Source organism: Rhodococcus sp. B50, assembly GCF_013602415.1.
Lineage (GTDB): Bacteria > Actinomycetota > Actinomycetes > Mycobacteriales > Mycobacteriaceae > Rhodococcus.
In genome coordinates this window covers 1,505,733-1,528,467 of record NZ_WPAG02000002.1, presented here as the reverse complement: position 1 = coordinate 1,528,467, position 22,735 = coordinate 1,505,733, and the positions used below count along the sequence as shown (strand labels likewise).

The window sequence follows — 22,735 nt, the reverse complement described above, 5'->3', positions numbered from 1 at the left end:
CATGCGGTGGGCGGGTCAGACTGTGGATGCGGACGACGGAGCTCTGCCGGGCCTCGAACGGGCCGGCCTCGTCCGCAGTGTCCGCACCCCGGAGTTCGAGGGCGTCACCTTCCACGAGGTGTTGTGCAAGAGTGCACTCAACAGGACCCCGGAAGCGACCCGGCTGCCGTTCCGGTACACCGTCAACACCTTCCGCGGGTGTACCCACGCCTGCCGGTACTGCTTCGCCCGGCCCACGCACGAGTACCTCGACCTCGATGCCGGGCACGATTTCGATTCGCAGGTGGTCGTCAAGACCAACGTCGCCGCCGTCCTGCGTCGCGAACTCGCGCGGAGATCCTGGAATCGGGAGCACGTGGCGCTCGGCACCAACACCGATCCCTATCAGCGTGCGGAAGGCCGGTATCGGCTCATGCCCGGTGTCATCCGGGCGTTCGCCGAATCCGGTACCCCCTTCTCCATCCTCACCGAGGGCACGCTGCTGCGCCGGGATCTCCCGCTGCTGTCGCTCACGGCGGGTCAGGTCGACGTGTCGGTCGCGGTGTCGCTCCCGATCGGAGATCCCGAACTCGCCGCGCGCATCGAACCGGGTACGCCGTCACCGAAGGCCCGTCTCGATCTCGTCGAGGCCATCGTCGACGCCGGGTTGTCGTGCCGTGTGATGGTCGCGCCGGTGCTGCCCTTCCTCACCGATTCGCGGCAGCACCTCGACACTCTGTTCGACTCCGTGGCTGCGGCCGGCGCGTCGGGCGTCACCGTGATTCCGTTGCATCTGCGCGGCTCGACGCGTGGGTGGTTCCTGTCGTGGCTCGCCCAGGAGCATCCCGCTCTGATGCGCCGCTATCGCCGCCTCTACGGCCGGGGCGCGTACGTCGCGCCCGAGTACTCGCAGTGGTTGGACGAACGGATCGCGCCCCTGCTCGAACGTCACCGTTTCGGGGCGCGGGAATCGGCTCGTCGCGGTGCGGGAGATGTGCTGCGCGCAGATACGCGCGTCCCCGAGTCCGAGGCAGCGCTCACCTTGTTCTGACACATCTCCCGCGAGGAATCGGTGTGTCAGTCGTCGTAGGCGAGCCGGAACTTCTCGAACGCGAGGCGCGATGCTTCGGGGATCGGTCGTGATCCGCCTTCGGCGGCGGTGCCGACGTCCACCGAATCGGCGAGCGCGACGCACCGGTCGTGCTGGAACAGTGCCGACCCGATCACGACCGACGATGTCCCGATGTGGTGTACGCCGGTGGCGATGACGATGTCGTGCGGATAGAAGACCTCGGCGAGGAAATTGATCTCGATCTTCGCGAGTACCGCCCGTTCGAAGGGGTGTGTGCCGCCCAGCGCCGACGAGACGGCTTCCATGACGAGGACCCGGGCCTGCTCGAAGTAGCGGGCGATGGAGACGTTGTTGATGTGCCCGAGCGCGTCGGTGTCGCCGAACAGCGGGGTGATCGTGCGCTGGACGGGATAGAGGTCGAGCGAGGTGCGTCGCGGGTCGTACCGCATCGGGGGTACCGCCTTCGGGGTCGTGACTGTGACCCGGTCAACATATCCGTGAGACGGTCGGTGTCGCTGTCCCGGCGGCAGGGGTGTGCCCGCTAGGAGGTGGCGGCCGACCGCTTACCGTCGATCATGCGATCACGCATTCGGGTGAAGGTCTCGGTCATGGACGTGATGTCGTCGGAGGAGAGCAGGTCGAACATGTTCTCGCGGACCGCGTCCACGTGGCCCGGCCCCGCTGCGGCGAGTCGCGCGTAGCCGGCGTCCGTGAGTTCCGCCCAGGCCCCCCGCCGGTCGGATTCGCACTCCACGCGCCGCACCCATCCTGCATTCTCCATGCGGGAGACCGCCCGGGTGATGCCACTGCGGGTCGTGGTGCTGGCATCCGCGATGTCGCGCATACGCATCCTCCGCTCGGGCGCCTCGGACAGCAGGACGAGGATCTCGAAATCGGTGAAGGAGATGTCGGAATCGCGCAGTAGTTGCCTGTCGAGACTCTGGAACAACAGGCGGGTCGCATCCAGATAGGCGCGCCACAATCGCTGTTCGTCGTCGTTGAGCCACGTCGTTTCTCCCATGAAGTCCAGTGTACCCGTGTTAGTTGACTGCGCAATCAAATGTGACACACTGGAAGGGTCGAGCGACAGACCACCGAGAGGAGTCGAGCGGCATGAGCAACACCGACACCCGCCCCGAGGAGATCCACTGCCGGACGGAGGATCTTCCGATCCGGGACGCACGCCGTCCCCGGGTGGAGATCATCACCTCGCGGGAGGTCCCGCTCGGCGGCCCCCGGGCGATGGCCGTCCGCCGCACCCTTCCGCAACGGCAGCGCTCGCTCATCGGCGCGTGGTGCTTCGTCGACCACTACGGCCCCGACGACGTCTCCCGCACCGGGGGCATGGACGTCGCACCACACCCTCATACCGGACTGCAGACGGTGTCGTGGCTGTTCACCGGAGAGATCGAACACCGCGACAGTCACGGCGTGCATGCGATGGTGAGGCCGGGGGAGATGAACCTCATGACCGGAGGCCACGGGATCTGCCACTCCGAGGTCTCCACAACCGCGACCACCATCCTGCACGGCGTGCAATTGTGGGTGGCCCTGCCCGATGCGCACCGCGACGCTCCCCGCGACTTCCAGCATCACGTGCCTCCGATCGTCCGGGCGCCCGGTGCCGCCGTGAAGGTCTTCCTCGGGTCGCTCGCCGGCCAGGAGTCGCCCGTGACGACGTTCACGCCGCTGCTCGGGGCCGAGATCGTTCTGGATCCCGCGGCGAGCATCACCCTCGACGTCGATCCGTCGTTCGAACACGGCGTGCTCGTCGACACCGGTACGGTCGCGCTGTTCGGCACCGTGCTCACGCGAGCCGCCCTCGGATACACCGGAACCGGCGTGCCTGCCCTCGAATTGACCAACACGACGGACGAACCTGCACGTGTCGTCCTCCTCGGAGGAACACCCCTCGGCGAGGAGATCGTGATGTGGTGGAACTTCGTCGGGCGCGACCACGACGAGATCGTCGCGTACCGGGAGGCGTGGGAGCGCGAATCCGATCGCTTCGGCAGCGTCTCCGGCTATACCGGCCGGGTCGATCGCCTTCCGGCGCCACCCTTGCCTCAGGCGCGTATCCGCCCCCGCCGCAATCCGCCCACCGCAGATCCGAACTGCCCGACACAGGACCCCGCATGAGCACCGCACCGATACTCGACGTCCGCCGCGCGGACGACCGCCTCCACACGAAGATCGACTGGCTCGATTCGAGACATTCCTTCTCGTTCGGCCACCACTACGACCCGGAGAACACCCATTTCGGCGTACTCATGGTCAACAACGACGACATCGTCCGTCCCGGAGCCGGTTTCGACACCCACCCGCACCGCGACATGGAAATCGTCACGTGGGTGCTTCGCGGGTCGCTCGTGCACCAGGATTCGACGGGACACTCCGGGGTGATCTACCCGGGGCTCGCGCAGCGCATGAGTGCAGGTTCCGGGATCCTCCACTCCGAGAAGAACGACTCGTGGCGTTATACCGGCGCCACCGGCTCCTACGCCGCCGAGCACGACGAGCCGGTGCGTTTCGTACAGATGTGGGTGCTGCCGGACGAAGCGGGCATCGAGCCCGGATACGAACAGCTCGAGATCGACGACGAACTGCTCTCCGGCGGTCTCGTGCCGGTCGCATCGGGAATGGAAGCCTACGCCGACCATTCCGCGATCCGCATCCGTAACAAGTACGCAGCCATGCACGTCGCGCGGATGCATCCGGACCGTCCCGTGATGCTCCCCGACGCGCCCCTCCTGCACGTGTTCGTCGCGCGAGGGGAAGCGGCGCTCGAAGGAGCCGGGCATCTCGCCGAAGGAGACGCCGTGCGGATCGCCGGCGGCGGTGGCCGCCAGCTCAGCACCGCGACCGGCGCGGAGGTCATCGTCTGGGAGATGCACGCCGCACTAGGACAATCCTGAACGGTCCCGATCGGGACAGGAACGACGACAGGCCCGTCCCGGAGATCCGGGACGGGCCTGTCGCGGCAGTACGTCAGTTCGTGGCGCCGCTCATCGGCAGCAGTCGGGCCAGCACGTCCGACAGGGTGATCAAACCGACGATCCGGCCGCTCTCGGTGACGGTGACCAGATGGTTCCTGGTCTCCCGCATCGTCGTCAGGGCCTCGTAGACCGGCGTCCCCGCGTCGATCGTCAGCGCCGGACGCATCAGTTCGGCCGCGGTGGTTCCGGGAGCGGCCTGGAGACTGTCGCGCACGTGCACCACACCGTCCACGTGACCGTTGGCCCGCACGAGCAGTCGAAGATGTCCTGTGCGATAGGCCGTCTCACGGATCTCGGCGCCGGTCGAGGTCGGCTTCACGCTGCTCGGCTGCGCTTGCGGCGTGACGATGTCGCCGAGTGTCAGCGTCTCGAGTTCGAGCGCGCTGCTCAGGTGTCCGTGATAACGCTCGTCGAGCGTGCCGACCGTGGCCGAATGCTCGACCAGGTGCCGCAGCGCATCGGGATCCTGTCCTTCGGCGACCTGATCCACCGGGTCCACACCGACCTTCCGCAGACACCAGTTCGCCATATGGTTCAACCGGACGATCAACGGCCGGGTCACCCACATGAACGCGCGCATCGGCAGTGCCAGCATCGTGGCGGACTTCTCCGGATGGGCGATCGCCCACGACTTCGGCGCCATCTCACCGACGACGAGGTGGAGGAACGTCACGATGATCAGGGCGAGGACGAAACCGGCCACGTCCGCGAGCCACAGCGGTGCGCCCCAGTTCTCGAACAACGGGGTGAGCCAGTGGTGCACGGCAGGCTTCGTCGTCGCGCCGAGCGCGAGCGTGCATACCGTGATGCCGAGCTGGGATCCTGCGAGCAGCACCGACAGCTCGGAGGCGCTGCGCAGAGCAGCCCGTGCCGAGCGACTCGACGCTGCTGCGTCCTCCAGTCGGTGTCGCCGCGCCGCAATGAGTGCGAACTCGACCGCGACGAAGAACGCGCTGGCGGCGATCAGGCCGATCGTCACCGCCGCGACGACCACAGGGTTACTCATCGCCGGTCACCTCGTCCGTCAGAACGGTCACGTGCACGGACGACGGCACGTGTTTGTCGATATCGCGTACCTCGGCCACGAGGGTCCGGTGAGTCGGACCCTCCTCGTGCACGAGTTCGGCCGGATCGGGATCGAGCGTGATCCGGACGGTGTCGCCGACCTCGGGAAGGCCGCCGAACTCGGTGATGACCAGACCCGCGAGTGTCTCGTAGTCGCCCTCGGGCAGATCGTGGTCGAGGGTGCGGGCCACCTCGTCGATGTGCGCGTCGCCTCGGACCAGCCAACCGTCGCCCTCGGGACGGATGACCTCGACGGCGACCGCGGGATCGTGCTCGTCGGCGATCTCGCCGACCAACTCCTCCGCGATGTCCTCGAGCGTGACGACGCCGGCGAAACCGCCGTACTCGTCGATCACCAGGGCCATCTCGTCCTCGGCCCGGGCCAGCTCGGTGAGAACCTCCGGAAGTGCCAGCGTCGCCGGCACGATCACCGGCGGTCGGCAGACCGTCGCGGCCGTGCCCGACGGAGTGTCGAGGCCGAGAAGGTCGTGGAGGTGCACGACACCGCGCAGATCGTCGGACGAGGTGCCCACCACGGGGTAGCGGGTGTGACCTTCGCTCATCTTGTCGAGGATCGTGGTCACCGGCTCCTCCAGGTCGACGACGTCGACACGCGAACGCGGGATCATCGCGTGTTCGGCTGTGCGCGTGGGGAACTCGAGGATCCGGTCGAGCAGGGTGGACAGTTCCGGAGGTAGCTCGCCGGTCTCCCGGGACGCGGCCACGATGTGTTCGAGGTCGCGCGGGGTGGCGGAGTGCTCGACATCGTGTACCGGCTCGATGCGCAGGGCTCGCAGCAGGAGGTTCGACGACGCGTCGAACAGTTTGATCAACCAGCCGAAGACGGCGAGATACGCACTCGTCGACAGGGCGAGTCGGCGGGCGACCGGTTCGGGGCGGGCGATGGCCAGGTTCTTCGGTACCAACTCTCCGAAGACCATCTGGACCACCGTCGAGAAGAGCACGGCCAGCACGGTGCCGACCGCGACACCCACGGCGGTGGGGATGCCCACACCGCCGAGCAACTCGCCGAGGCCGCTACCGATCAATGGTTCCGCGACATAGCCGACGAGCAGGCCGGTGACGGTGATGCCGAGCTGAGCGCCCGAGAGCATGAAGGAGGTGCGGCGGGTGACCGTCAGTGCGCGGGCCGCAGCCGTGTCACCGCCTTCGGCGCGGGCCTTCAGGCGGGAGCGGTCGACGGCCATATACGCGAATTCCTGCGCGACGAAATAGCCGGTCAGAGCAGTGATGGCGAGAACGACAAGAATGCCCGCCGCGATTCCGAGGGCGGTCAGCACTGCAGGGACCGGGCTCGGGTGACGAGGAGATCGTCACGTCTGGGCGGGACGGGTCTTCGAGGTTTTCGCTTGGGGCGTTTCATGACTCTCTCGGGGGTCGGACGGGCAGGTGCACTCACAGGATAGGACGAACGGACACCGGCGGAAGTTCCCACCGTCGGGTGGAGGTATGGTCACAAGGCGATCTTGTAATATGTGGATTCCCCCGAATAGACCGTATTGTCCCGACCGGAAATTCCCTGAGAAATACGACATATCAGGCCGATTTCCATCGGATTCTCGATGTTTTCCCTGCTAGGGCCGCTTTGTGTTCGGGATTACAATTCTTTGTGCTGCGCGGGTGTCGAATGCAGGTAACAATTGGATCGCGTGTCGACGCGAGTCGTCACAACTTCGATGTTGTTCCATTGATGGGAGAAGCCCGTGCCTGCACTCGAGTTCCTTGTCGACCTCTTCGGTAACCTTTCCGACCTGTTCGACGTGCTGAACTTCTTCACCGGTTCCGCTGACGCTGCCGGCGATGCGTTCGGCAGCAGCCAGGCCTGAGCCTCGCCGACCAGAAGGCCCGTGGGTACGCCCGCGGGCCTTCGTCGTGTCCGGGGGGAGACGACAGGGGCGGGCGGATATGGCGGCGGGCGACCTCGGGCTCGGCGGTCGCCCGCGGTGCGGTACGCGGAAAACCGACGTTTGGGTTCGATTCGGCAGGGCTACCCGGTGGGTGCAATTCGGACCACTCAGCGTAATTCGGACCACTCGACGCAGACGGACGTTCGGTGAGAGGACGCGAATCATGACATCCCAATCCCCACGACCCACCCGGGGCTCGATGACGGCAACCCCGGTGCAGACGGCCGCGCTCGTAGTAGGCGCGGTGTTCCTTCTGGTCGGCATCCTCGGTTTCATCCCGGGGGTCACGACGGACTACGACCAACTCTCGGGCGCAGGCCACCATTCCGAGGCAATGCTCCTGGGGATCTTCCAGGTCTCCATCCTGCACAACATCGTGCACCTCTTGTTCGGTGTCCTGGGACTTGCTGCGGCCCGCGCCGCAGCCACCGCTCGCAGTTTCCTGATCATCGGCGGTGCGATCTACCTGGTGCTCTGGATCTACGGCCTGATCATCGACAAGGACAGCAGCGCCAACTTCGTGCCCGTGAACTCGGCGGACGACTGGCTGCACTTCGTTCTGGGCGTGGGCATGATCGCCCTCGGTGTGCTCCTGACGCGGACGCGGACCACCCCGGGCACGGTTCGCCCCTGACCTGTACCCCGCCCGTCGTGATGACGGAAACCGAAGAACCCGTGGCTCATTCCACGGGTTCTTCGGTATGGGCAGGTCCGAATTCCGTGGGGACGTCGTCGTCGTCGACCGTGAGTACACCCGATTCGGCGACCGCCTCGAGCGACAGCGTCCGATAACCCTCGTCGTCGAACAGGACGGTGACACGATCGTGCTCGCCCGTCATGACCATTCCCGGTCCCCACTCGGCGTGCACGACGCGAGTGTTCGGTGCGAGCACGGAGGAGCATCCGCTGGTGGACGGAAGCGCAGTAACCGTCCCGGCCTCGTCGGCGGCGCCGTCCCGGCAGGTGTCGCACCGGCCGCACGGCTCGGGGAGCGCCTCGCCGAAGTATCCGAGCAGGAACCGGCGCCGGCACCCGCGGGTCTCGGCGTAGCCACGCATCATGTCGACGCGGGAGCGGTCCAGGCGCTCACCCGCCGCCGCCGTCTCCCGTGCGCGCTCGACAGCCTTCCGGCTCGAGATGTCGGTGGCGGAGAGCCCTCGTGGGCCGGAGACGAGAGCTCCGCACCGTTCGAGCAGGTTCACCGCGTTGGACAACCTGCGCCCCCGCACGTCGAGTTCGGCACGTAACTGTCCGAGCCGCATCGGTGACCCGGCTCGAACCGCCGAGAACACCCGGGCGATCAACTCCTCGTCGGGATTGTGGGTGGTGAAGAAGGTCGCGAGGGAAAGATCCTCGGGCCGGTAGAACATCAGGACGGTGGCCGGTTCCCCGTCCCGTCCCGCGCGCCCGATCTGCTGGTAGTAGGAATCGACCGAATCGGGTATCGAGGCGTGGACGACGAAACGCACGTCCGGCTTGTCGATGCCCATGCCGAAAGCGGAGGTCGCCACCACCACGTCGCAGCGGCCGTCGAGGAATCCGAGGTGGACGTCCTCGCGCTCACCGGCGCGCATCCCGGCGTGATAGGGGCACGCCTCGATCCCGCGTTCGCGCAGGGCATCGGCGTAGCGCTCGGTGTCCTTGCGGGTCGCGGCGTACACGATCCCCGGTCCGGGCATCGATGTCACGGCCTCGACGACGGCGCGCCGCTTCTCTCCGTCGTCGGTGTGCCTGCGCACCTCGATGTCGAGATTCGGCCGGTCGAATCGGCCGGCGACGACGAGTGGATCCCGCATGCCCAGCGCCGCGACGATGTCCTCGCGGACCGGCGGTGAAGCTGTGGCGGTGAGGGCCACGACGGGTGGTCGGCCGAGAGTCTCGACCACGTCGCCCAGGCGCAGGTATTCCGGTCTGAAGTCGTGACCCCACATCGAGACGCAGTGCGCCTCGTCGACGACGAGGAGCGAGACCTGCACGTCGCGCAGACGGTCCAGGACCTCGTCCTTGACGAGTTGTTCCGGGGCGAGGAAGACGTAGTCGGCGTCGTGTTCGAGCACGGCACGCCAGTTCGCCTCGTTCTCGGACTCCCGCTGGCGCGAATTGATGGCGACCGCGTCGGGCGCCTCCGAGTGGTCGAGACCGGCGATCTGATCGTTCTGCAGCGCGATCAAAGGGGAGACGACCACGGTCACCCCCGGTAGCAGCAACGAGGGCACCTGATAGATCGCGGATTTCCCGGATCCGGTGGCCATGACGGCAAGGACATCGCGTCCGTCGAGCAGCGGCACCATGGCGTCCAGCTGCTCGGGGCGCAGAGTGCTCCAGCCGAAGACCGTCTGCGCGGTCGCACAGAGTTCCTCGCGTGCGTCGTCCCACGCTCGTTCGGGCGAGGATTGATACGTCTTGTGCTGCAAGTGAACTCCAAATTCCGTATGGATTGCCCGAGGGGGGCGAGCGCAGGATGCCTGCCGCATACCCGGGGACGCGCCCCACCCAAACGACTCGCGGGTCCGGTGCCTGTCGTGTCGGCCCGGCAAGGTGTGGGTACCCGAGCTCCATGCGTGTCGAGGCTCGATACGTGCCGAGGAGGAGATATGAACGATGCCCGACCCCGTGCTCTGGTGACCGGAGCCTCGCGAGGCATCGGCCGGGAGTTGGCGGCCCTGTTCGCGGCCGACGGCTACGACCTCGTCCTGGGAGCGAGATCGGACGCGCTGGACTCGGTCGCGGCCGACCTGGAGAAGACGGGCGTGAATGTGGTGGTGGTCCACGCCGACCTGCGGACGCCGGACGGCGTAAGGGCGGTCCACGAAGCCGCCACGACCGACGGTCGCGTGCCGGCCGCTGCCGCGCTCAACGCCGGTGTCGGGACCGGCGGCGCATTCGTCGATGCAGAGCTCGAGGACGTGCTCTCGATCGTCGACGTCAACGTGCGCTCGACGGTGCATCTGGCGCACCTGCTGCTGAACGACATGCTGCGGTCGGGATCGGGCCGCATGCTGATCACGTCGTCGGTCGTGTCGAAGATGCCGGGCCCCTACCAAGCCGTGTACAACGCGTCCAAGGCCTTCGTGCAGTCCTTCGCCGACGGTGTCCGGAAGGAGTTGGACGGCAGCGGGGTCACGCTCACGTCGATGTTGCCCGGTGCCACCGACACTCATTTCTTCGCGCGTGCCGGGATGCTCGACACCCTGCTGGGGAAGTCCCCCAAGGACGACCCGGCTCATGTGGCCCGGGACGGATATGCCGCGTTGATGCGCGGCGAGCGGAACGTGGTGCCCGGTTCCCTCCTCGCCAAATCCATGGCGGCCTTCGGTACGGTGGCGCCCGACGTCGTGACCTCGGCCGTCCACCGGGTCCTGGCGAAGCCGCGATCGAGGAGTTGACCCCGCGACGAGAGCACCCGGTCAGGCGGATCTGGTCTGCGCTGCCGGGCGGGTGGGATGGTCGTAGCGCACCAGCACGTCCGCATCCGTCTCGCCGTGCTCGAGCAACGCGGTGATCGTCCAGTGATCCTCGGTGCGCGTTCGTCTTTCGAGCGCCCCACGGGACATCGTCAGGGAGACGGTGACGTCGAAGTCGAGGCCGCGGCCGAGGAGCATCGGACCGGCGACGACGAGAACCTGGTCGTGTGCCGCTCCCCGCGGGAGTTCGCGTGCCGAGCGGTCGGTGTCCTCGTCCCACAGCCGAGGAAGCCATCGGTGCTGTTCGCGAAGCGCTCGCACCACCTCCCGGTCGAGTGCTGTGTAGTCGAACCAGTCGTGCCGGTAGCTGTACGGATCGGTCCGCCCGTGCTCGAGCCGGAGCGACGCGGGCCGGACGAAGTCGTGGAGTTCGACGACGTCGGCGGCACGCCCCCGTGTTCGCAGTTCCGCCGCGATTCGCCGCGCGAGTTCCACCGGGTCCGCCGCGTCGGGCGCACTCACGGCGACGCACACGGTTCCGGTGAGCGCCTCGGCACGGTCGGCGACAGAGACCGCGAGGGCCTCGGGGGTCAGGGGCGTGAACGAGGGCATCGGTCGTTTACGCCCTTCCGTGTGCGGCGGTCACCAGGGTGGTGTGTCGTTCCCGTCCGGTACCGGTGTGTCGAGAAGCCGGTCGAGCCAGAGCACCGCCTCGACCAGTGCTTCCATCTGCGATGCCCAGTCCATCGCGAAGACCACTTCGTCGAGATCGCTGCGAGCCGCGACGGAGTCGCCGGCGAGTGCATCGACGACCGCCTTCATCACGGTGCTCTCCGGTTGCGGGAGTTCCTCCGGTCGGACGTGACGGCCGCTCTCGGTCCGGATGGTCAGTTCGAAGGATTCGTCGCCGCGTACCTGCGGGCCGATCTTGTCGACCACGACGTCGGCGATCGTCGAGACCGTCCACCTCAATACTCCGCCGTACAGCGGGGGAGTGATCTGTGACGGCGAGTCCGAACCGGCGCTCGACACCAGCGCCGCAACCTCTTCGGTCAGTTCGCTGTAACCGTTCTCATGGGCGAGAGCGAGAAGGCGCCCTCCCATCACCGCGTCGCTGCGTGTGATTCCGGCTCGTTCCTCGTGCATGGGCAACGGATGCCCCGTTCTGTGTCTCATCACACATCGGCGTGGCCGAGGGTGTGCGGCCCTCGCAGTCGCACTGGTGAGGAGAATCACATTCGAGAGCTATTCTGAGGTCATGAAGCACATCGCCACTGGTCCGAAGGACGTCACGGTCGGTGTCGGGGACACGATCGAGCTGCACCTTCCCGAGAACACCTCCCGGGACTACTGCTGGTCGACGTCGAGGATCGGAGAAGGACTCGTCCTGCGTGACATCCGATTCCTGCCGTCGAAGAACCCGCTGCCGGGAGGTGCCGGCGAACGGGTCTTCAGTTTCAAGGCGCGCCGCGCCGGTACCTGGCCCATCTCCCTGCGCATGCGGAAGCACACCGACCTCGTCGCCGATCGCGCGAACATGACAGTCACGGTCGCATGACGGAGCAGGACGGTCACGGTCACGGTCGCGTGACGGAGCAGGACGGTCACGGTCACGTGACGTAGGGATTCCTCGGTACGCCGACGGTGCCGCACCCGATGCGCGGGGTCAGCGCAGCGCCGGCGGGTTGTCGAGATCGCGCGCCGAGTAGGTGTCGCACGCGTCGACCCGGCCGGTGCGGTATCCCGCCAGGAACCAGGCCTGGCGCTGCTCCGACGAGCCGTGAGTCCAGCCCTCCGGGTTCACCCGACCGGTGGCGGCCCGTTGGATCCGGTCGTCGCCGACGGCGGATGCGGCCGACAGCGCGTCGCGGATGTCGGTGTCGGTGAGGGGTACGAGGAAAGGCTCGCCGGTGGTCGGTTCGGGCAACTTGTCGGCGTGGTAGGCCCACACTCCGGCGTAGCAGTCGGCCTGCAGTTCGGTACGGACGGCACCGGATTCGGGACCGCGCGGATCGGCCTGCGCGCGTCCGAGATCGCCGAGCTGGTTCTGCAGATGGTGGCCGAATTCGTGCGCGACGACATATTCCTGCGCGAGCGGACCGCCGCTGGCGCCGAACCGGGTCTCGAGTTCGTCGAAGAAGCTGGTGTCGAAGTAGGCGGTCTGATCCGCCGGGCAGTAGAACGGCCCGATGTCGCTGGTGGCGTTGCCGCAACCCGTCGACGTGGCCGACGTGAAGATCTCGACGCCCGGCTGGACGTAGGCCACTCCGGTCTGGGTCGCGAACTGCTGCTCCCACACCGAATCCAGCGACCCGACGGTGTAGAGGACCCGGCAGTCGACGTTCTCGTTGGCGGTGGCGCCACCGACCTCGCACTCCTCGAGGGCGCTCTCGGCCTGCGCATTGCCGGACGTGTCGGGCACTCCCGATCCGAGCAGCGAGGAAGGATCCCCACCGAACAGCAATGCCAGGATGATGACGATCAGGCCGCCGGCCCCGCCACCGAGAGCGAGCTTTCCGCCGCGCCCACCGCCGCCGGTACGGACGCGGCCCGCATCCATGCGCGCACCTTCTCTGAACGTCATCGCCGCCGCTTTCTCCTGTGTTCGTCGGATTCGGACAAGCTTGGCACGAACTATTCGGTACGGGGGCGCTCGGGCCGATCGTGTCTTTCGTAGGATTACAGCCGACGAACCCGTCGTTGATCGTTTCGAAAGGAATTCCGTGCTGCGCACCCATCTCGCCGGCTCGTTGCGAGCCGAGCACGCCGAGCAGACTGTCACCCTCACCGGTTGGGTTGCCCGGCGACGCGATCACGGCGGGGTCATCTTCATCGACCTGCGCGACGCCTCGGGTGTCTCGCAGGTGGTCTTCCGTAGTGCCGGGGTCCTCGAACAGGCGCACCGACTTCGCGCCGAGTACTGCGTCCGGATCACCGGCAAGGTGGAGGTCCGCCCCGAGGGCAACCAGAATTTCGAGATCCCGACCGGTGCGATCGAGGTCGACGCCTCCGAGCTCGTCGTTCTCAACGAGGCGGCCCCGCTGCCGTTCCAGCTCGACGACCAGGCCGGTGAGGAAGCCCGCCTGAAGTACCGCTATCTGGACCTGCGCCGTGAGAAGCCGGGCAAGACCATCCGGCTGCGCAGCAAGGTCAACGCAGCGGCCCGCGCCGTCCTCGCCCACCACGAGTTCGTCGAGGTCGAAACCCCGACCCTCACCCGCTCGACACCGGAAGGCGCCCGCGACTTCCTGGTGCCCGCACGCCTGCAGCCCGGCAACTTCTATGCCCTGCCGCAGTCCCCGCAGCTGTTCAAGCAGTTGCTCATGGTCGGAGGCATCGAGCGCTATTACCAGATCGCGCGCTGCTACCGCGACGAGGACTTCCGCGCCGACCGTCAGCCCGAGTTCACCCAGCTCGACATCGAGATGGCGTTCGTGAACCAGGACGACGTGATCCTTCTGGCCGAGGAGGTGCTGCACGCGCTGTGGCGTCTGGTGGGCTACGAACTCGAGACCCCGATCCCGCGCATGACCTACGCCGAGGCCATGCGCCGCTTCGGCACCGACAAGCCGGATCTGCGCTTCGGCGTCGAGCTCGTGGAGTGCAAGGAGTTCTTCAAGGACACCACCTTCCGCGTCTTCCAGGCCGAGTACGTCGGTGCCGTCGTCATGCCCGGTGGTGCGAGCCAGCCGCGCCGTCAGCTCGACGCGTGGCAGGAGTGGGCCAAGCAGCGCGGCGCCAAGGGCCTCGCGTACGTGCTCGTCGGCGAGGACGGCACGCTGAGCGGCCCGGTCGCCAAGAACCTCACCGACGCCGAACGCGACGGGCTCGCCGCGCACGTGGGTGCGAAGCCCGGCGACTGCATCTTCTTCGCCGCCGGCCCCACCAAGCCGATGCGTGCGCTGCTCGGCGCCGCGCGCGGCGAGATCGCCCGCAAGCTCGATCTGATCGATCCGAGCGCCTGGGCGTTCGTGTGGGTCGTCGACGCCCCGCTGTTCGAGCCCGCGGCCGACGCGACTGCCAGTGGCGACGTGGCCCTCGGCCACTCGGGGTGGACTGCGGTGCACCACGCGTTCACCTCGCCCAAGCCCGAGTATCTCGACACCTTCGACACCGATCCTGGTTCGGCGTTGGCATACGCCTACGACATCGTGTGCAACGGCAATGAGATCGGTGGCGGCTCGATCCGTATCCACCGCCCCGACATCCAGGAGCGGGTCTTCAAGGTGATGGGCATCCCGGAGGAGGAGGCGAACGAGAAGTTCGGCTTCCTGCTCGAGGCGTTCAAGTACGGTGCGCCGCCGCACGGCGGTATCGCCTTCGGCTGGGACCGCATCACCGCGCTGCTCGCCGGGGTCGACTCGATCCGCGAGGTCATCGCGTTCCCCAAGTCCGGCGGCGGTGTCGATCCGCTGACCGACGCTCCCGGACCGATCACGCCGGAGCAGCGCAAGGAGTCGGGCATCGACTTCGTGCCGGAGGCCGAGGGCGCCGACAACTCCTGATTTCGTGCACTTCCGATGGCGCGGTGCCGTTCGTCTCCGGGCGGCGACACCGCGCCATCGTGTGCGGGGTCCCCGGCGGGGTTCGTGGGTTCGATGAGGTTTGTGAGAATCCTGTCCGGGTACTCCGTCGGTCCGGCGCCAACGGGGGCGGCGGATCGAGGAGGTATCGATGGCCGACGCACGTGTGATCTTCTACAAGCCGCTCGCTCTCGCAGCAAGTGTGGGAGGCGGCATTCTCGCCGGCGCAGTGTTCAACCAGGTGTGGAAGAAAGTCGGCGACAGTGAAGAACGGCCCGAACCTCAGGATCTGTCGCAGCGCACCCGGGATGTGCTCGTCGCGGCCGCCCTCCAGGGTTTGATCTTCGGTGTCGTGAAGGCTGCCGTGGACCGCGGCACCGCCCGTGGATTTCAGAAGGTGACACACGTTTCACCGGAATAGTGGGGACGTGTCCCTATCGTGACCGACGCGTGCAGGTCCGCGTCGGGTGGCGGCGGACGTGGACACGCCCGGGTGATCAGCGAGTTCTGCCTCGCAAAACAGTCAAAAGCGACGTGGTGAAACGGACGTGCGTGAACAAGGTCCCGTTCGATCCGAGCCTTGTGGACGACCTCGTCGTGACCGAGAACCTGTAGATTGGGCAGTGATGACCGCAACATTGGCAGACCCCGTGTCCGAGGTGGTACACGCCGCCGAAGCGCTGCTCACGCGTCGTACCGGCGCCACGGTGACCCTCACCGATCCAGTGGATCTCGGTGGCAGTGGTCGTTCGGTGGTCGTTCGGGTACGAGTAGCCGCCAATCCCTTCTCGCTTCCGCGCACTCTGGTCCTCAAGCAGGTGCCGCCTTCCCGGGGCGCCGGTCACGTCGACTTCCGCGGTTCCGAGACCGACGAGCAGATCGCCTTCCTCCGCGAGGCGGTGTCCTACCAGTTCACGACGGCCCTCGCGAAGGATCATCGTCCGGGTGCCGAACTGCTCGCCTACGACTTCGACGCCCGTCTGCTCGTGCTCAGCGACCTCGGTGACGCGACCACCCTGGCGGAGGTGCTGCGCAACAGCTCCGAGACCGCCGGGAACACCCTGATGGCCCTGGCACAGGCGCTCGGGCGCATGCATGCTGCGACCGTCGGTCGTGAGGAGGACTTCGCGGCCCTGTTGCGCCGCGCCGACGTCGCGCGTGTCGCCGACGCGGTCTCCCAGCAGGCCCTCGACGCGGTGCGGGGTGTCCCCGAACTTCTCGAGGCGGATTTCGGTCTGGCCGTACCCGAGTCGGTGCGCGAGCGTGCCGAGCGTGCGTCCAAGTTGTTCACCGGCGGACGTTTCCGGGCCTTCAGCCCGTCCGATCTGTGCCCCGACAACATCGTGGTCGGCGACGAGGGCGTGCAGTTCCTGGACTATGAATGGGGTGGCTTCCGCGACGCGACGCTCGACATCGCGTATGCCCTCAGCTCCTTCCCGCTGTGCCTGTGCTCGGTGCCGCTCTCCGTCGACCGCATCCGAGCGATGGCCGACGCCTGGCGCGCCGAGGTCGTAGCCATGTGGCCGCAGCTGGCCTACGACGAGGTGCTCGAAGAACGCCTGCTCGACGCCTTGCTCGCGTGCATCTGGTTGAGCACGCATCTGTTCCTGCCCGAGGACCACGCGCGCATCGCATCGGTGCGCGAGCACGGACTGTCGGTACCCCGCATCCCCGCGCTCCGGGCTCGCTGGTCGCTGCTCGCGGAATTCGCCTCGGAGACGGGCCACGACGACGTCGCCGCGCACGCCCGCGACGTGCTCGCCCACCTCGACGACCGCGCCGCCGGTTAGACCGGTCACTCCGGGCCGGCGCCTAGAGCAGGGGAGGAGCCGGCTCGATCCTCGTCGCACCGTCGGCCACCCGGTATCCCGCGACGCGCCGCGCTGCGGTGTTCGGATCCGTTCGCTCGCCGATGAAGAACCACTCCATCTGCGTCGCATCGGGCGTTACGTCGAGTACTCCGTAGCCGTGCGAGTCGAGTTCGACGAACCGCACGTGACGGTTGGTCGCAGTTGCCGTCGCCTCCAGCGCGGGCGACGTGCTCCTCGGTGGCACACCGAGCAGCTCGTCGATGTTCGCCGACGTCACCGAAGGAACCACGAACTCCGTGGCGGCGGTGCCCGCCCCCGGATAGTCGGCGGCGTCGACGGGGACGTCCATCGCCCACGAGGTGTGGATGTCGCCCGTGAGGAAGACGACGTTCCGCAGACCCGCCGTCGTGATCGTGTCGAGCAGCCGTCGGCGGTCGGCCGTGTAACCGTCCCACTGGTCGGTGTTGAAGGGCACGCCTCCGGCCGGGGCTCCGATGAGCTCGGTCAGCGCGCCGGTGGTCCGTGGATCGAGGGGTGGCAGCAGGATCGGGGAGAACATCACCGAATTGCCGATCAGTTGCCACCGGGTGGGGGAGGTGGTCAGGCCGGCGGTGAGCCATTCCATCTGGTCCCGCCCGGTCATAGTGCGCGCCGGATCGTCGACCTGCCGTCCGCCGCCGCGAACCTGTTCGGATCGATAACTCCGCAGGTCCAGCATGGACAGTTCGGCGAGCCGCCCGAAGCGCAGACGGCGATACAGACGTCCGGCATTCGTGCGGACCGGCATCCACTCGTCGTAGGCCTGCACGGATGCCGCCTTGCGGGCCGCCCAGTCGCCCTCGACGAGCGGATCGTGGTTCTCCGCTCCCCCTGCCCACGCGTCGTTGGCGGATTCGTGGTCGTCCCACACCACGATCCACGGGACCTTCGCGTGCAGTGCCTGCAGGTCCGGATCGGTCTTGTACTGCGCGTGTCGTATCCGATAGTCGGCGAGGCTCACGATCTCGTGCGCCGGCAGGTGAGCGCGGACGGCCCGGCCGCCGGCGACGGGAAACTTCCCCGCCGCGTACTCGTACAGATAGTCGCCGAGGTGCACCACGGCGTCGAGATCCTCGCGTGCGGCGAGATGGCGGTAGGAGGAGAAGAACCCGCCTTCCCAATCCGAGCACGACACCACCCCGAGCCGGAGACGTCCGACTGCGGCGTCGTGAGCAGGTGCCGTGAACGTCCTGCCGATCGGGGAGACGGCTCCGGCGGCACGGAAACGGTAGAAGTAGGTCGAGCCGGGTGCGAGTCCGCGGACATCGACCTTCACGGTGTGGTCGGAGACCGCACTCGCCGTCACCGTGCCGCTCGAGACGACCGCATCGAAATTGCTGCTGCGGGCCAGTTCCCAGGTCACGGGGACGTCGGGCCCCGCACCCGAACCGGGTGCGGCCTCCGGCGACGGCGTCACCCGCGTCCACAGGATCACCGCGTCGGGCAGTGGATCTCCCGATGCCACACCGTGCGCGAAGACCGCCGGGGAGGCGTGCGCCGGCTGCGAGGTCGTCGCGAACGCCGCAGCACCGGCGGCGAGGATCGACGACCGGAGCACGGCGCGGCGGGACACATGATCGGCGAACGGTGTCGTGGCCACGGTCACGATCCGACCACACAGTCGGACATCCGTCCACGCGAACGTCACATACGGTCGTCGACCGGGCGTCGGCGCGAGCTTGTAGCGTCGGATGCGTGAGTGATCTTTTCGGGGCGAACGACCCGTCTGCCGAACCGGACGCCCTGTTCGAGGCGCCACGCGAACCGGAACCGGACATCGAACCGCAGGTCCGCCGGACCTCGGTCGCACCCAGCGGCGCGAATGCACCGCTCGCCGCGCGAATGCGGCCCGCGAGTCTCGACGAGGTGGTCGGACAACAGCACCTGCTCGAACCCGGGGCGCCGCTGCGGCGACTCGTCGAGGGATCGGGCGCCGCCTCCGTGGTGCTCTACGGTCCGCCCGGCACCGGCAAGACGACCCTGGCGTCGCTGATCTCCGGCGCCACGGGACGCCGGTTCGAAGCGCTGTCCGCACTGTCGGCGGGCGTCAAGGACGTGCGCGCCGTCATCGATCTGGCGCGCCGGCGGCTCACCCACGGTGAGCAGACGGTGCTGTTCATCGACGAAGTCCACCGCTTCTCGAAGACCCAGCAGGACGCACTGCTGGCCGCCGTCGAGAACCGCATCGTGCTGCTGGTCGCGGCGACCACCGAGAACCCGTCGTTCTCCGTGGTCGCCCCACTGCTGTCCCGGTCGCTCGTGCTGCAGTTGCAGCCACTCGGACCCGACGACATCCGGGCGCTGCTCGAACGTGCCCGCACCGACGCTCGCGGACTCGCCGGCGCGGTGGAGATCGCCGACGACGCGCTCGACCACCTCGTGCGGCTCGCCGGAGGCGACGCCCGGCGGGCCCTGACGGCGCTCGAGGCGTCCGCCGACACCGCCCTCGCCGTGGCCGGCGACGCCGGCGCCGTCATCGACCTCGCGACGGTGGAGTCGAGCATCGACGAGGCAGCCGTCCGCTACGACCGCGACGGCGATCAGCACTTCGACGTCGCGAGTGCCTTCATCAAGTCGCTGCGCGGCTCCGACGTCGACGCGGCTCTGCACTATCTGGCGCGCATGATCGTCGCGGGCGAGGACCCGCGCTTCATCGCCCGTCGCCTGATGATCCAGGCCAGCGAGGAGGTGGGTATGGCAGATCCCACCGCTCTGCAGACGGCGGTCGCCGCGGCGCAGGTCGTGCAGCAGGTCGGCATGCCCGAAGCCCAGCTCGCGCTCGCCCAGGCCACCATCCATATCGCGACCGCACCGAAATCCGGAGCCGTCACCGCCGCGCTCGGCGCCGCCATCGCCGACGTGAAAGCGGGCAAGGCGGGGCCGGTACCCGCGCATCTGCGCGACGGTCACTATCAGGGCGCGCAGAAGCTCGGCAACGCGATCGGCTACAAGTTCCCGCACGCCCATCCGGACGGTGTGCTCGCGCAGCAGTACACCCCGGACGAGCTGGTCGGTGTCGACTACTACGAGCCCACCGGCCGCGGCGTGGAGCGGGAACTGTCGGCCCGGCTGCCCAAGCTGCGCCGCATCGTGCGCGGCGAGCGGTGACCGCCTCTCGGAGGCAGTCACGGCGCCGCCGTACAGAAAGCACTTCGCGCGGCGCGATAAGCTGAAGAACGGCCGATCGACAGGATCGACCGCCCGTCCCGGGCAGTTCACACCATCGCCAGACCACAAAAGGACCATCGACGTGCAGACCCACGAGATCCGCAGGCGCTTTCTCGATCACTTCGTGAAGGCGGGACACACCGAGGTGCCCAGCGCGTCGCTGATCCTCGCCGATCCCAACCTGCTGTTCGTCAATGCCGGCATGGTCCCGTTCGTGCCCTACTTCCTCGGTCAGCAGACCCCGCCGTACACGCGCGCCACCTCGGTGCAGAAGTGCGTGCGCACCCTCGACATCGAGGAGGTCGGCAAGACCACCCGCCACAACACCTTCTTCCAGATGGCCGGAAACTTCTCCTTCGGCGACTACTTCAAGGAGGAGGCGATCACCTTCGCGTGGACGCTGCTCACCGGCTCCGTCGACGAGGGCGGTTATGGTATCGACCCCGAGAAGCTCTGGGCGACGGTCTATCTCGACGACGACGAGGCGTACGCGATTTGGCGCGACAAGGTCGGCGTGCCCGAGGAGCGCATCCAGCGTCGCGGCATGAAGGACAACTACTGGTCGATGGGCATCCCCGGCCCGTGCGGTCCGTGCTCCGAGATCTTCTACGACCGCGGACCCGACTACGGCGTCGAAGGTGGTCCCGAGGCCGACGAGGACCGCTACATCGAGATCTGGAATCTCGTGTTCATGCAGAACGAGCGCGGCGAGGGCGGCGCCAAGGACGACTACCCGATCCTCGGCCCGCTGCCGAAGAAGAACATCGACACCGGCATGGGTGTCGAGCGCGTCGCCTTCCTGCTGCAGGGCGTCGAGAACGTCTACGAAACCGACCTGCTGCGCCCGGTGATCGAGAAGGCCACCGAACTCACCGGCGCCGTCTACGGTGCGACGCACGACGACGACGTGCGCTTCCGCGTCATCGCCGACCACGCCCGCACCGCCGCGATGCTCATCGTCGACGGCGTCAATCCCGGCAACGACGGCCGCGGCTACGTGCTGCGCCGCCTGCTCCGCCGCATCGTGCGCTCGGCGCGCCTGCTCGGCGCCGACAAGCCCACGATGCGCGAGTTCATGGCGGTCGTGCGCGACACCATGGCCCCGTCCTATCCCGAACTCGCCACCGACTTCTCCCGCGTCGAGACCGTCGCGGTGGGGGAGGAGACCGCCTTCCTCAAGACCCTGGGCACCGGCAGCAAGCTCTTCGAAGGCGCCGTCGAGACCGTGAAGTCGCAGGGCAAGAACGTGCTCGGCGGCACCGAGGCGTTCACCCTCCACGACACCTACGGTTTCCCGATCGACCTCACCCTCGAGATGGCGTCCGAGGCCGGCCTCACCGTCGACGAGGAGGGCTTCCGCTCGCTCATGGCCGAGCAGCGGCAGCGCGCCAAGGACGATGCCCGCGCCCGCAAGCACGCCCACGCCGACCTGACGGTCTACAAGGAACTCCTCGACCGCGGTCCCACCGAGTTCACCGGCTTCAGCGAACTGGTGAGCGAGGCGCACGTGCTCGCCGTCATCACCGGCGGCGAGCGGTTGCACGCCGCGAGCGCGGGACAGCAGGTCGAGCTGATCCTCGACCGCAGCCCCCTCTACGCGGAGTCCGGCGGCCAGATCGCCGACATCGGCAGCATCACCGGCCCGGGTCTGAAGATCAAGGTCGACGACGTCCAGAAGATCGCCAAGCAGCTGTGGACACACAAGGTCACCGTGCTCGAGGGTCAGGTCGTCGAAGGCGACGCCGTCCTCGTGCAGGTCGATCCCGAGTGGCGCAAGGGCGCCACCCAGGGGCACTCCGGCACCCACCTCGTCCACGCCGCGCTGCGCGAGGTGCTCGGCCCCAACGCCGTGCAGGCGGGTTCGCTCAACAAGCCCGGCTACCTGCGGTTCGACTTCTCGTGGCCCGGCGCGCTGTCCGAGCAGCAGAAGCAGGACATCGAAGGTGTCACCAACGAGGCCGTTGCGGCGAACTACCCGGTCAACACGTTCGTCACCGACCTCGACAAAGCCAAGAAGATGGGCGCGATGGCCCTGTTCGGCGAGAACTACGGCGACGAGGTCCGCGTCGTCGAGATCGGCGGTCCGTTCTCGATGGAGCTGTGCGGTGGCACGCATGTGCAGCACTCCTCGCACGTCGGCACCGTGACCCTCCTCGGTGAGCAGTCCGTCGGCTCCGGCATCCGCCGAGTGGAGGCATACGTCGGTCTCGACTCCTACCGACACTTGGCGAAGGAACGCGCGCTTCTCGCGGGTCTGTCCTCGACCCTCAAGGTCCCTTCCGAGGAGGTGCCCGGACGCGTCGAGGCCCTGCTCGACCGGCTCAAGGCCGCGGAGAAGGAACTCGAGAAGACCCGCGCCGCGAACGTCGCCGCCGCAGCCGGAACGTATGCGGGCAAGGCGCAGCGCGTCGGCGACGTACTCGTCGTGGCCGAGGCCGCCCCGGAAGGTGTCGCCGGCAACGATCTGCGCACGCTCGCGGCGGACGTCCGCGGCCGCCTCGGCGCCGAGCCCGCCGTCGTGTTGCTGCTCGGCAATGCCGGCGGCAAGGTGCCGTTCGTCGTCGCTACCACGAAGGCCGCCCAGGAGAAGGGCGTCAAGGCCGGCGAACTCGTCGCGAGCTTCGGGCCCGCGATCGGAGGTCGCGGTGGCGGCAAGCCCGACATGGCCCAGGGCGCAGGGTCGGATCCGGCGGGCATCCCCGCCGCACTCGATGCCTTCCGTGTCCGCCTGAGCGAGCTGGCCGGCTGAG

General features: G+C 67.7%; 21 protein-coding genes. 12 read left to right on the top strand and 9 right to left on the bottom strand.

Features of this window, described 5'->3' with window-relative positions:
- Position 1 precedes the first annotated feature (1 nt).
- Positions 2–1,030 (top strand): Rv2578c family radical SAM protein, encoded by a 1,029-nt coding sequence (locus GON09_RS07345; protein ID WP_213931234.1) that lies wholly within the window; start codon positions 2–4, stop codon positions 1,028–1,030.
- Between the two features lie 26 nt (positions 1,031–1,056).
- Here the strand turns inward: GON09_RS07345 and GON09_RS07340 are convergent, their stop codons facing one another.
- Both GON09_RS07340 and GON09_RS07335 read right to left on the bottom strand, forming a co-directional pair.
- Complete coding sequence (locus GON09_RS07340) at positions 1,057–1,500, bottom strand: acyl-CoA thioesterase (protein ID WP_213931233.1); 444 nt, start codon at positions 1,498–1,500, stop codon at positions 1,057–1,059.
- Between the two features lie 92 nt (positions 1,501–1,592).
- Positions 1,593–2,072 (bottom strand): MarR family winged helix-turn-helix transcriptional regulator, encoded by a 480-nt coding sequence (locus GON09_RS07335; RefSeq protein ID WP_213931232.1) that lies wholly within the window; start codon positions 2,070–2,072, stop codon positions 1,593–1,595.
- 92 nt (positions 2,073–2,164) lie between these two features.
- On the opposite strand from GON09_RS07335, the gene GON09_RS07330 reads away from it, so the two are divergent.
- Positions 2,165–3,190: a pirin family protein gene (locus GON09_RS07330; RefSeq protein WP_213931231.1), complete on the top strand. Its 1,026-nt coding sequence runs from the start codon at positions 2,165–2,167 to the stop codon at positions 3,188–3,190.
- Positions 3,187–3,966 (top strand): pirin family protein, encoded by a 780-nt coding sequence (locus GON09_RS07325; protein WP_213931230.1) that lies wholly within the window; start codon positions 3,187–3,189, stop codon positions 3,964–3,966. The genes GON09_RS07330 and GON09_RS07325 overlap by 4 nt, the downstream gene beginning before the upstream one ends.
- A 73-nt stretch (positions 3,967–4,039) precedes the next feature.
- Here GON09_RS07325 and GON09_RS07320 read toward each other — a convergent pair whose 3' ends face one another.
- Positions 4,040–5,053 carry a hemolysin family protein gene (locus GON09_RS07320; protein WP_213931229.1) on the bottom strand — a complete coding sequence of 338 codons (1,014 nt, stop codon included), beginning with the start codon at positions 5,051–5,053 and terminating at the stop codon, positions 4,040–4,042.
- Positions 5,046–6,413: a hemolysin family protein gene (locus tag GON09_RS07315; RefSeq protein ID WP_213931228.1), complete on the bottom strand. Its 1,368-nt coding sequence runs from the start codon at positions 6,411–6,413 to the stop codon at positions 5,046–5,048. The genes GON09_RS07320 and GON09_RS07315 overlap by 8 nt, the downstream gene beginning before the upstream one ends.
- 423 nt (positions 6,414–6,836) lie before the next feature.
- Here GON09_RS07315 and GON09_RS28715 point away from each other — a divergent pair, with 423 nt between their 5' ends.
- Both GON09_RS28715 and GON09_RS07310 read left to right on the top strand, forming a co-directional pair.
- Positions 6,837–6,959: a hypothetical protein gene (locus tag GON09_RS28715; protein ID WP_016933989.1), complete on the top strand. Its 123-nt coding sequence runs from the start codon at positions 6,837–6,839 to the stop codon at positions 6,957–6,959.
- A 280-nt stretch (positions 6,960–7,239) separates the two neighbouring features.
- Positions 7,240–7,674, top strand: coding sequence for a DUF4383 domain-containing protein (locus tag GON09_RS07310; protein WP_213934332.1), 435 nt, complete (start codon positions 7,240–7,242; stop codon positions 7,672–7,674).
- A gap of 46 nt (positions 7,675–7,720) precedes the next feature.
- Here the strand turns inward: GON09_RS07310 and GON09_RS07305 are convergent, their stop codons facing one another.
- Entirely contained in the window at positions 7,721–9,454 is a 1,734-nt protein-coding gene (locus GON09_RS07305; protein ID WP_244865430.1) for a RecQ family ATP-dependent DNA helicase, read from the bottom strand.
- Positions 9,455–9,634: 180 nt separating this feature from the next.
- Between GON09_RS07305 and GON09_RS07300 the strand changes: the two genes are divergently transcribed.
- Positions 9,635–10,426, top strand: coding sequence for an SDR family NAD(P)-dependent oxidoreductase (locus GON09_RS07300; protein WP_213931226.1), 792 nt, complete (start codon positions 9,635–9,637; stop codon positions 10,424–10,426).
- A gap of 21 nt (positions 10,427–10,447) precedes the next feature.
- Here the strand turns inward: GON09_RS07300 and GON09_RS07295 are convergent, their stop codons facing one another.
- Positions 10,448–11,056, bottom strand: a complete 609-nt coding sequence (locus GON09_RS07295) for a hypothetical protein (RefSeq protein WP_213931225.1) — start codon at positions 11,054–11,056, stop codon at positions 10,448–10,450.
- A gap of 30 nt (positions 11,057–11,086) precedes the next feature.
- Entirely contained in the window at positions 11,087–11,590 is a 504-nt protein-coding gene (locus GON09_RS07290; RefSeq protein ID WP_120282400.1) for a hypothetical protein, read from the bottom strand.
- A 112-nt stretch (positions 11,591–11,702) separates the two neighbouring features.
- On the opposite strand from GON09_RS07290, the gene GON09_RS07285 reads away from it, so the two are divergent.
- Positions 11,703–12,002: a protease inhibitor I42 family protein gene (locus tag GON09_RS07285; RefSeq protein ID WP_213931224.1), complete on the top strand. Its 300-nt coding sequence runs from the start codon at positions 11,703–11,705 to the stop codon at positions 12,000–12,002.
- A 108-nt stretch (positions 12,003–12,110) separates the two neighbouring features.
- Here the strand turns inward: GON09_RS07285 and ypfJ are convergent, their stop codons facing one another.
- Positions 12,111–13,028, bottom strand: coding sequence for a KPN_02809 family neutral zinc metallopeptidase (gene ypfJ, locus GON09_RS07280; RefSeq protein ID WP_213931223.1), 918 nt, complete (start codon positions 13,026–13,028; stop codon positions 12,111–12,113).
- Positions 13,029–13,167: 139 nt separating this feature from the next.
- Here ypfJ and aspS point away from each other — a divergent pair, with 139 nt between their 5' ends.
- The 3 genes from aspS to GON09_RS07265 all read left to right on the top strand — a co-directional run bounded on the left by aspS (position 13,168) and on the right by GON09_RS07265 (position 16,757).
- Positions 13,168–14,949: an aspartate--tRNA ligase gene (gene aspS / locus GON09_RS07275; RefSeq protein ID WP_213931222.1), complete on the top strand. Its 1,782-nt coding sequence runs from the start codon at positions 13,168–13,170 to the stop codon at positions 14,947–14,949.
- 169 nt (positions 14,950–15,118) lie between these two features.
- On the top strand, positions 15,119–15,388 hold the full coding sequence (locus tag GON09_RS07270; protein WP_213931221.1) for a DUF4235 domain-containing protein: 270 nt from the start codon (positions 15,119–15,121) through the stop codon (positions 15,386–15,388).
- Between the two features lie 205 nt (positions 15,389–15,593).
- Positions 15,594–16,757, top strand: coding sequence for a kinase (locus tag GON09_RS07265; protein ID WP_213931220.1), 1,164 nt, complete (start codon positions 15,594–15,596; stop codon positions 16,755–16,757).
- 22 nt (positions 16,758–16,779) lie between these two features.
- Here the strand turns inward: GON09_RS07265 and GON09_RS07260 are convergent, their stop codons facing one another.
- Positions 16,780–18,417, bottom strand: a complete 1,638-nt coding sequence (locus GON09_RS07260) for an alkaline phosphatase D family protein (RefSeq protein WP_213934331.1) — start codon at positions 18,415–18,417, stop codon at positions 16,780–16,782.
- 95 nt (positions 18,418–18,512) lie between these two features.
- Here GON09_RS07260 and GON09_RS07255 point away from each other — a divergent pair, with 95 nt between their 5' ends.
- The gene (locus GON09_RS07255; RefSeq protein ID WP_213931219.1) at positions 18,513–19,925 is read left to right on the top strand and encodes a replication-associated recombination protein A; all 1,413 of its coding nucleotides are present in this window, start codon (positions 18,513–18,515) and stop codon (positions 19,923–19,925) included.
- Positions 19,926–20,067: 142 nt separating this feature from the next.
- Entirely contained in the window at positions 20,068–22,734 is a 2,667-nt protein-coding gene (alaS, locus tag GON09_RS07250) for an alanine--tRNA ligase (protein WP_213931218.1), read from the top strand.
- Position 22,735 lies beyond the last annotated feature (1 nt).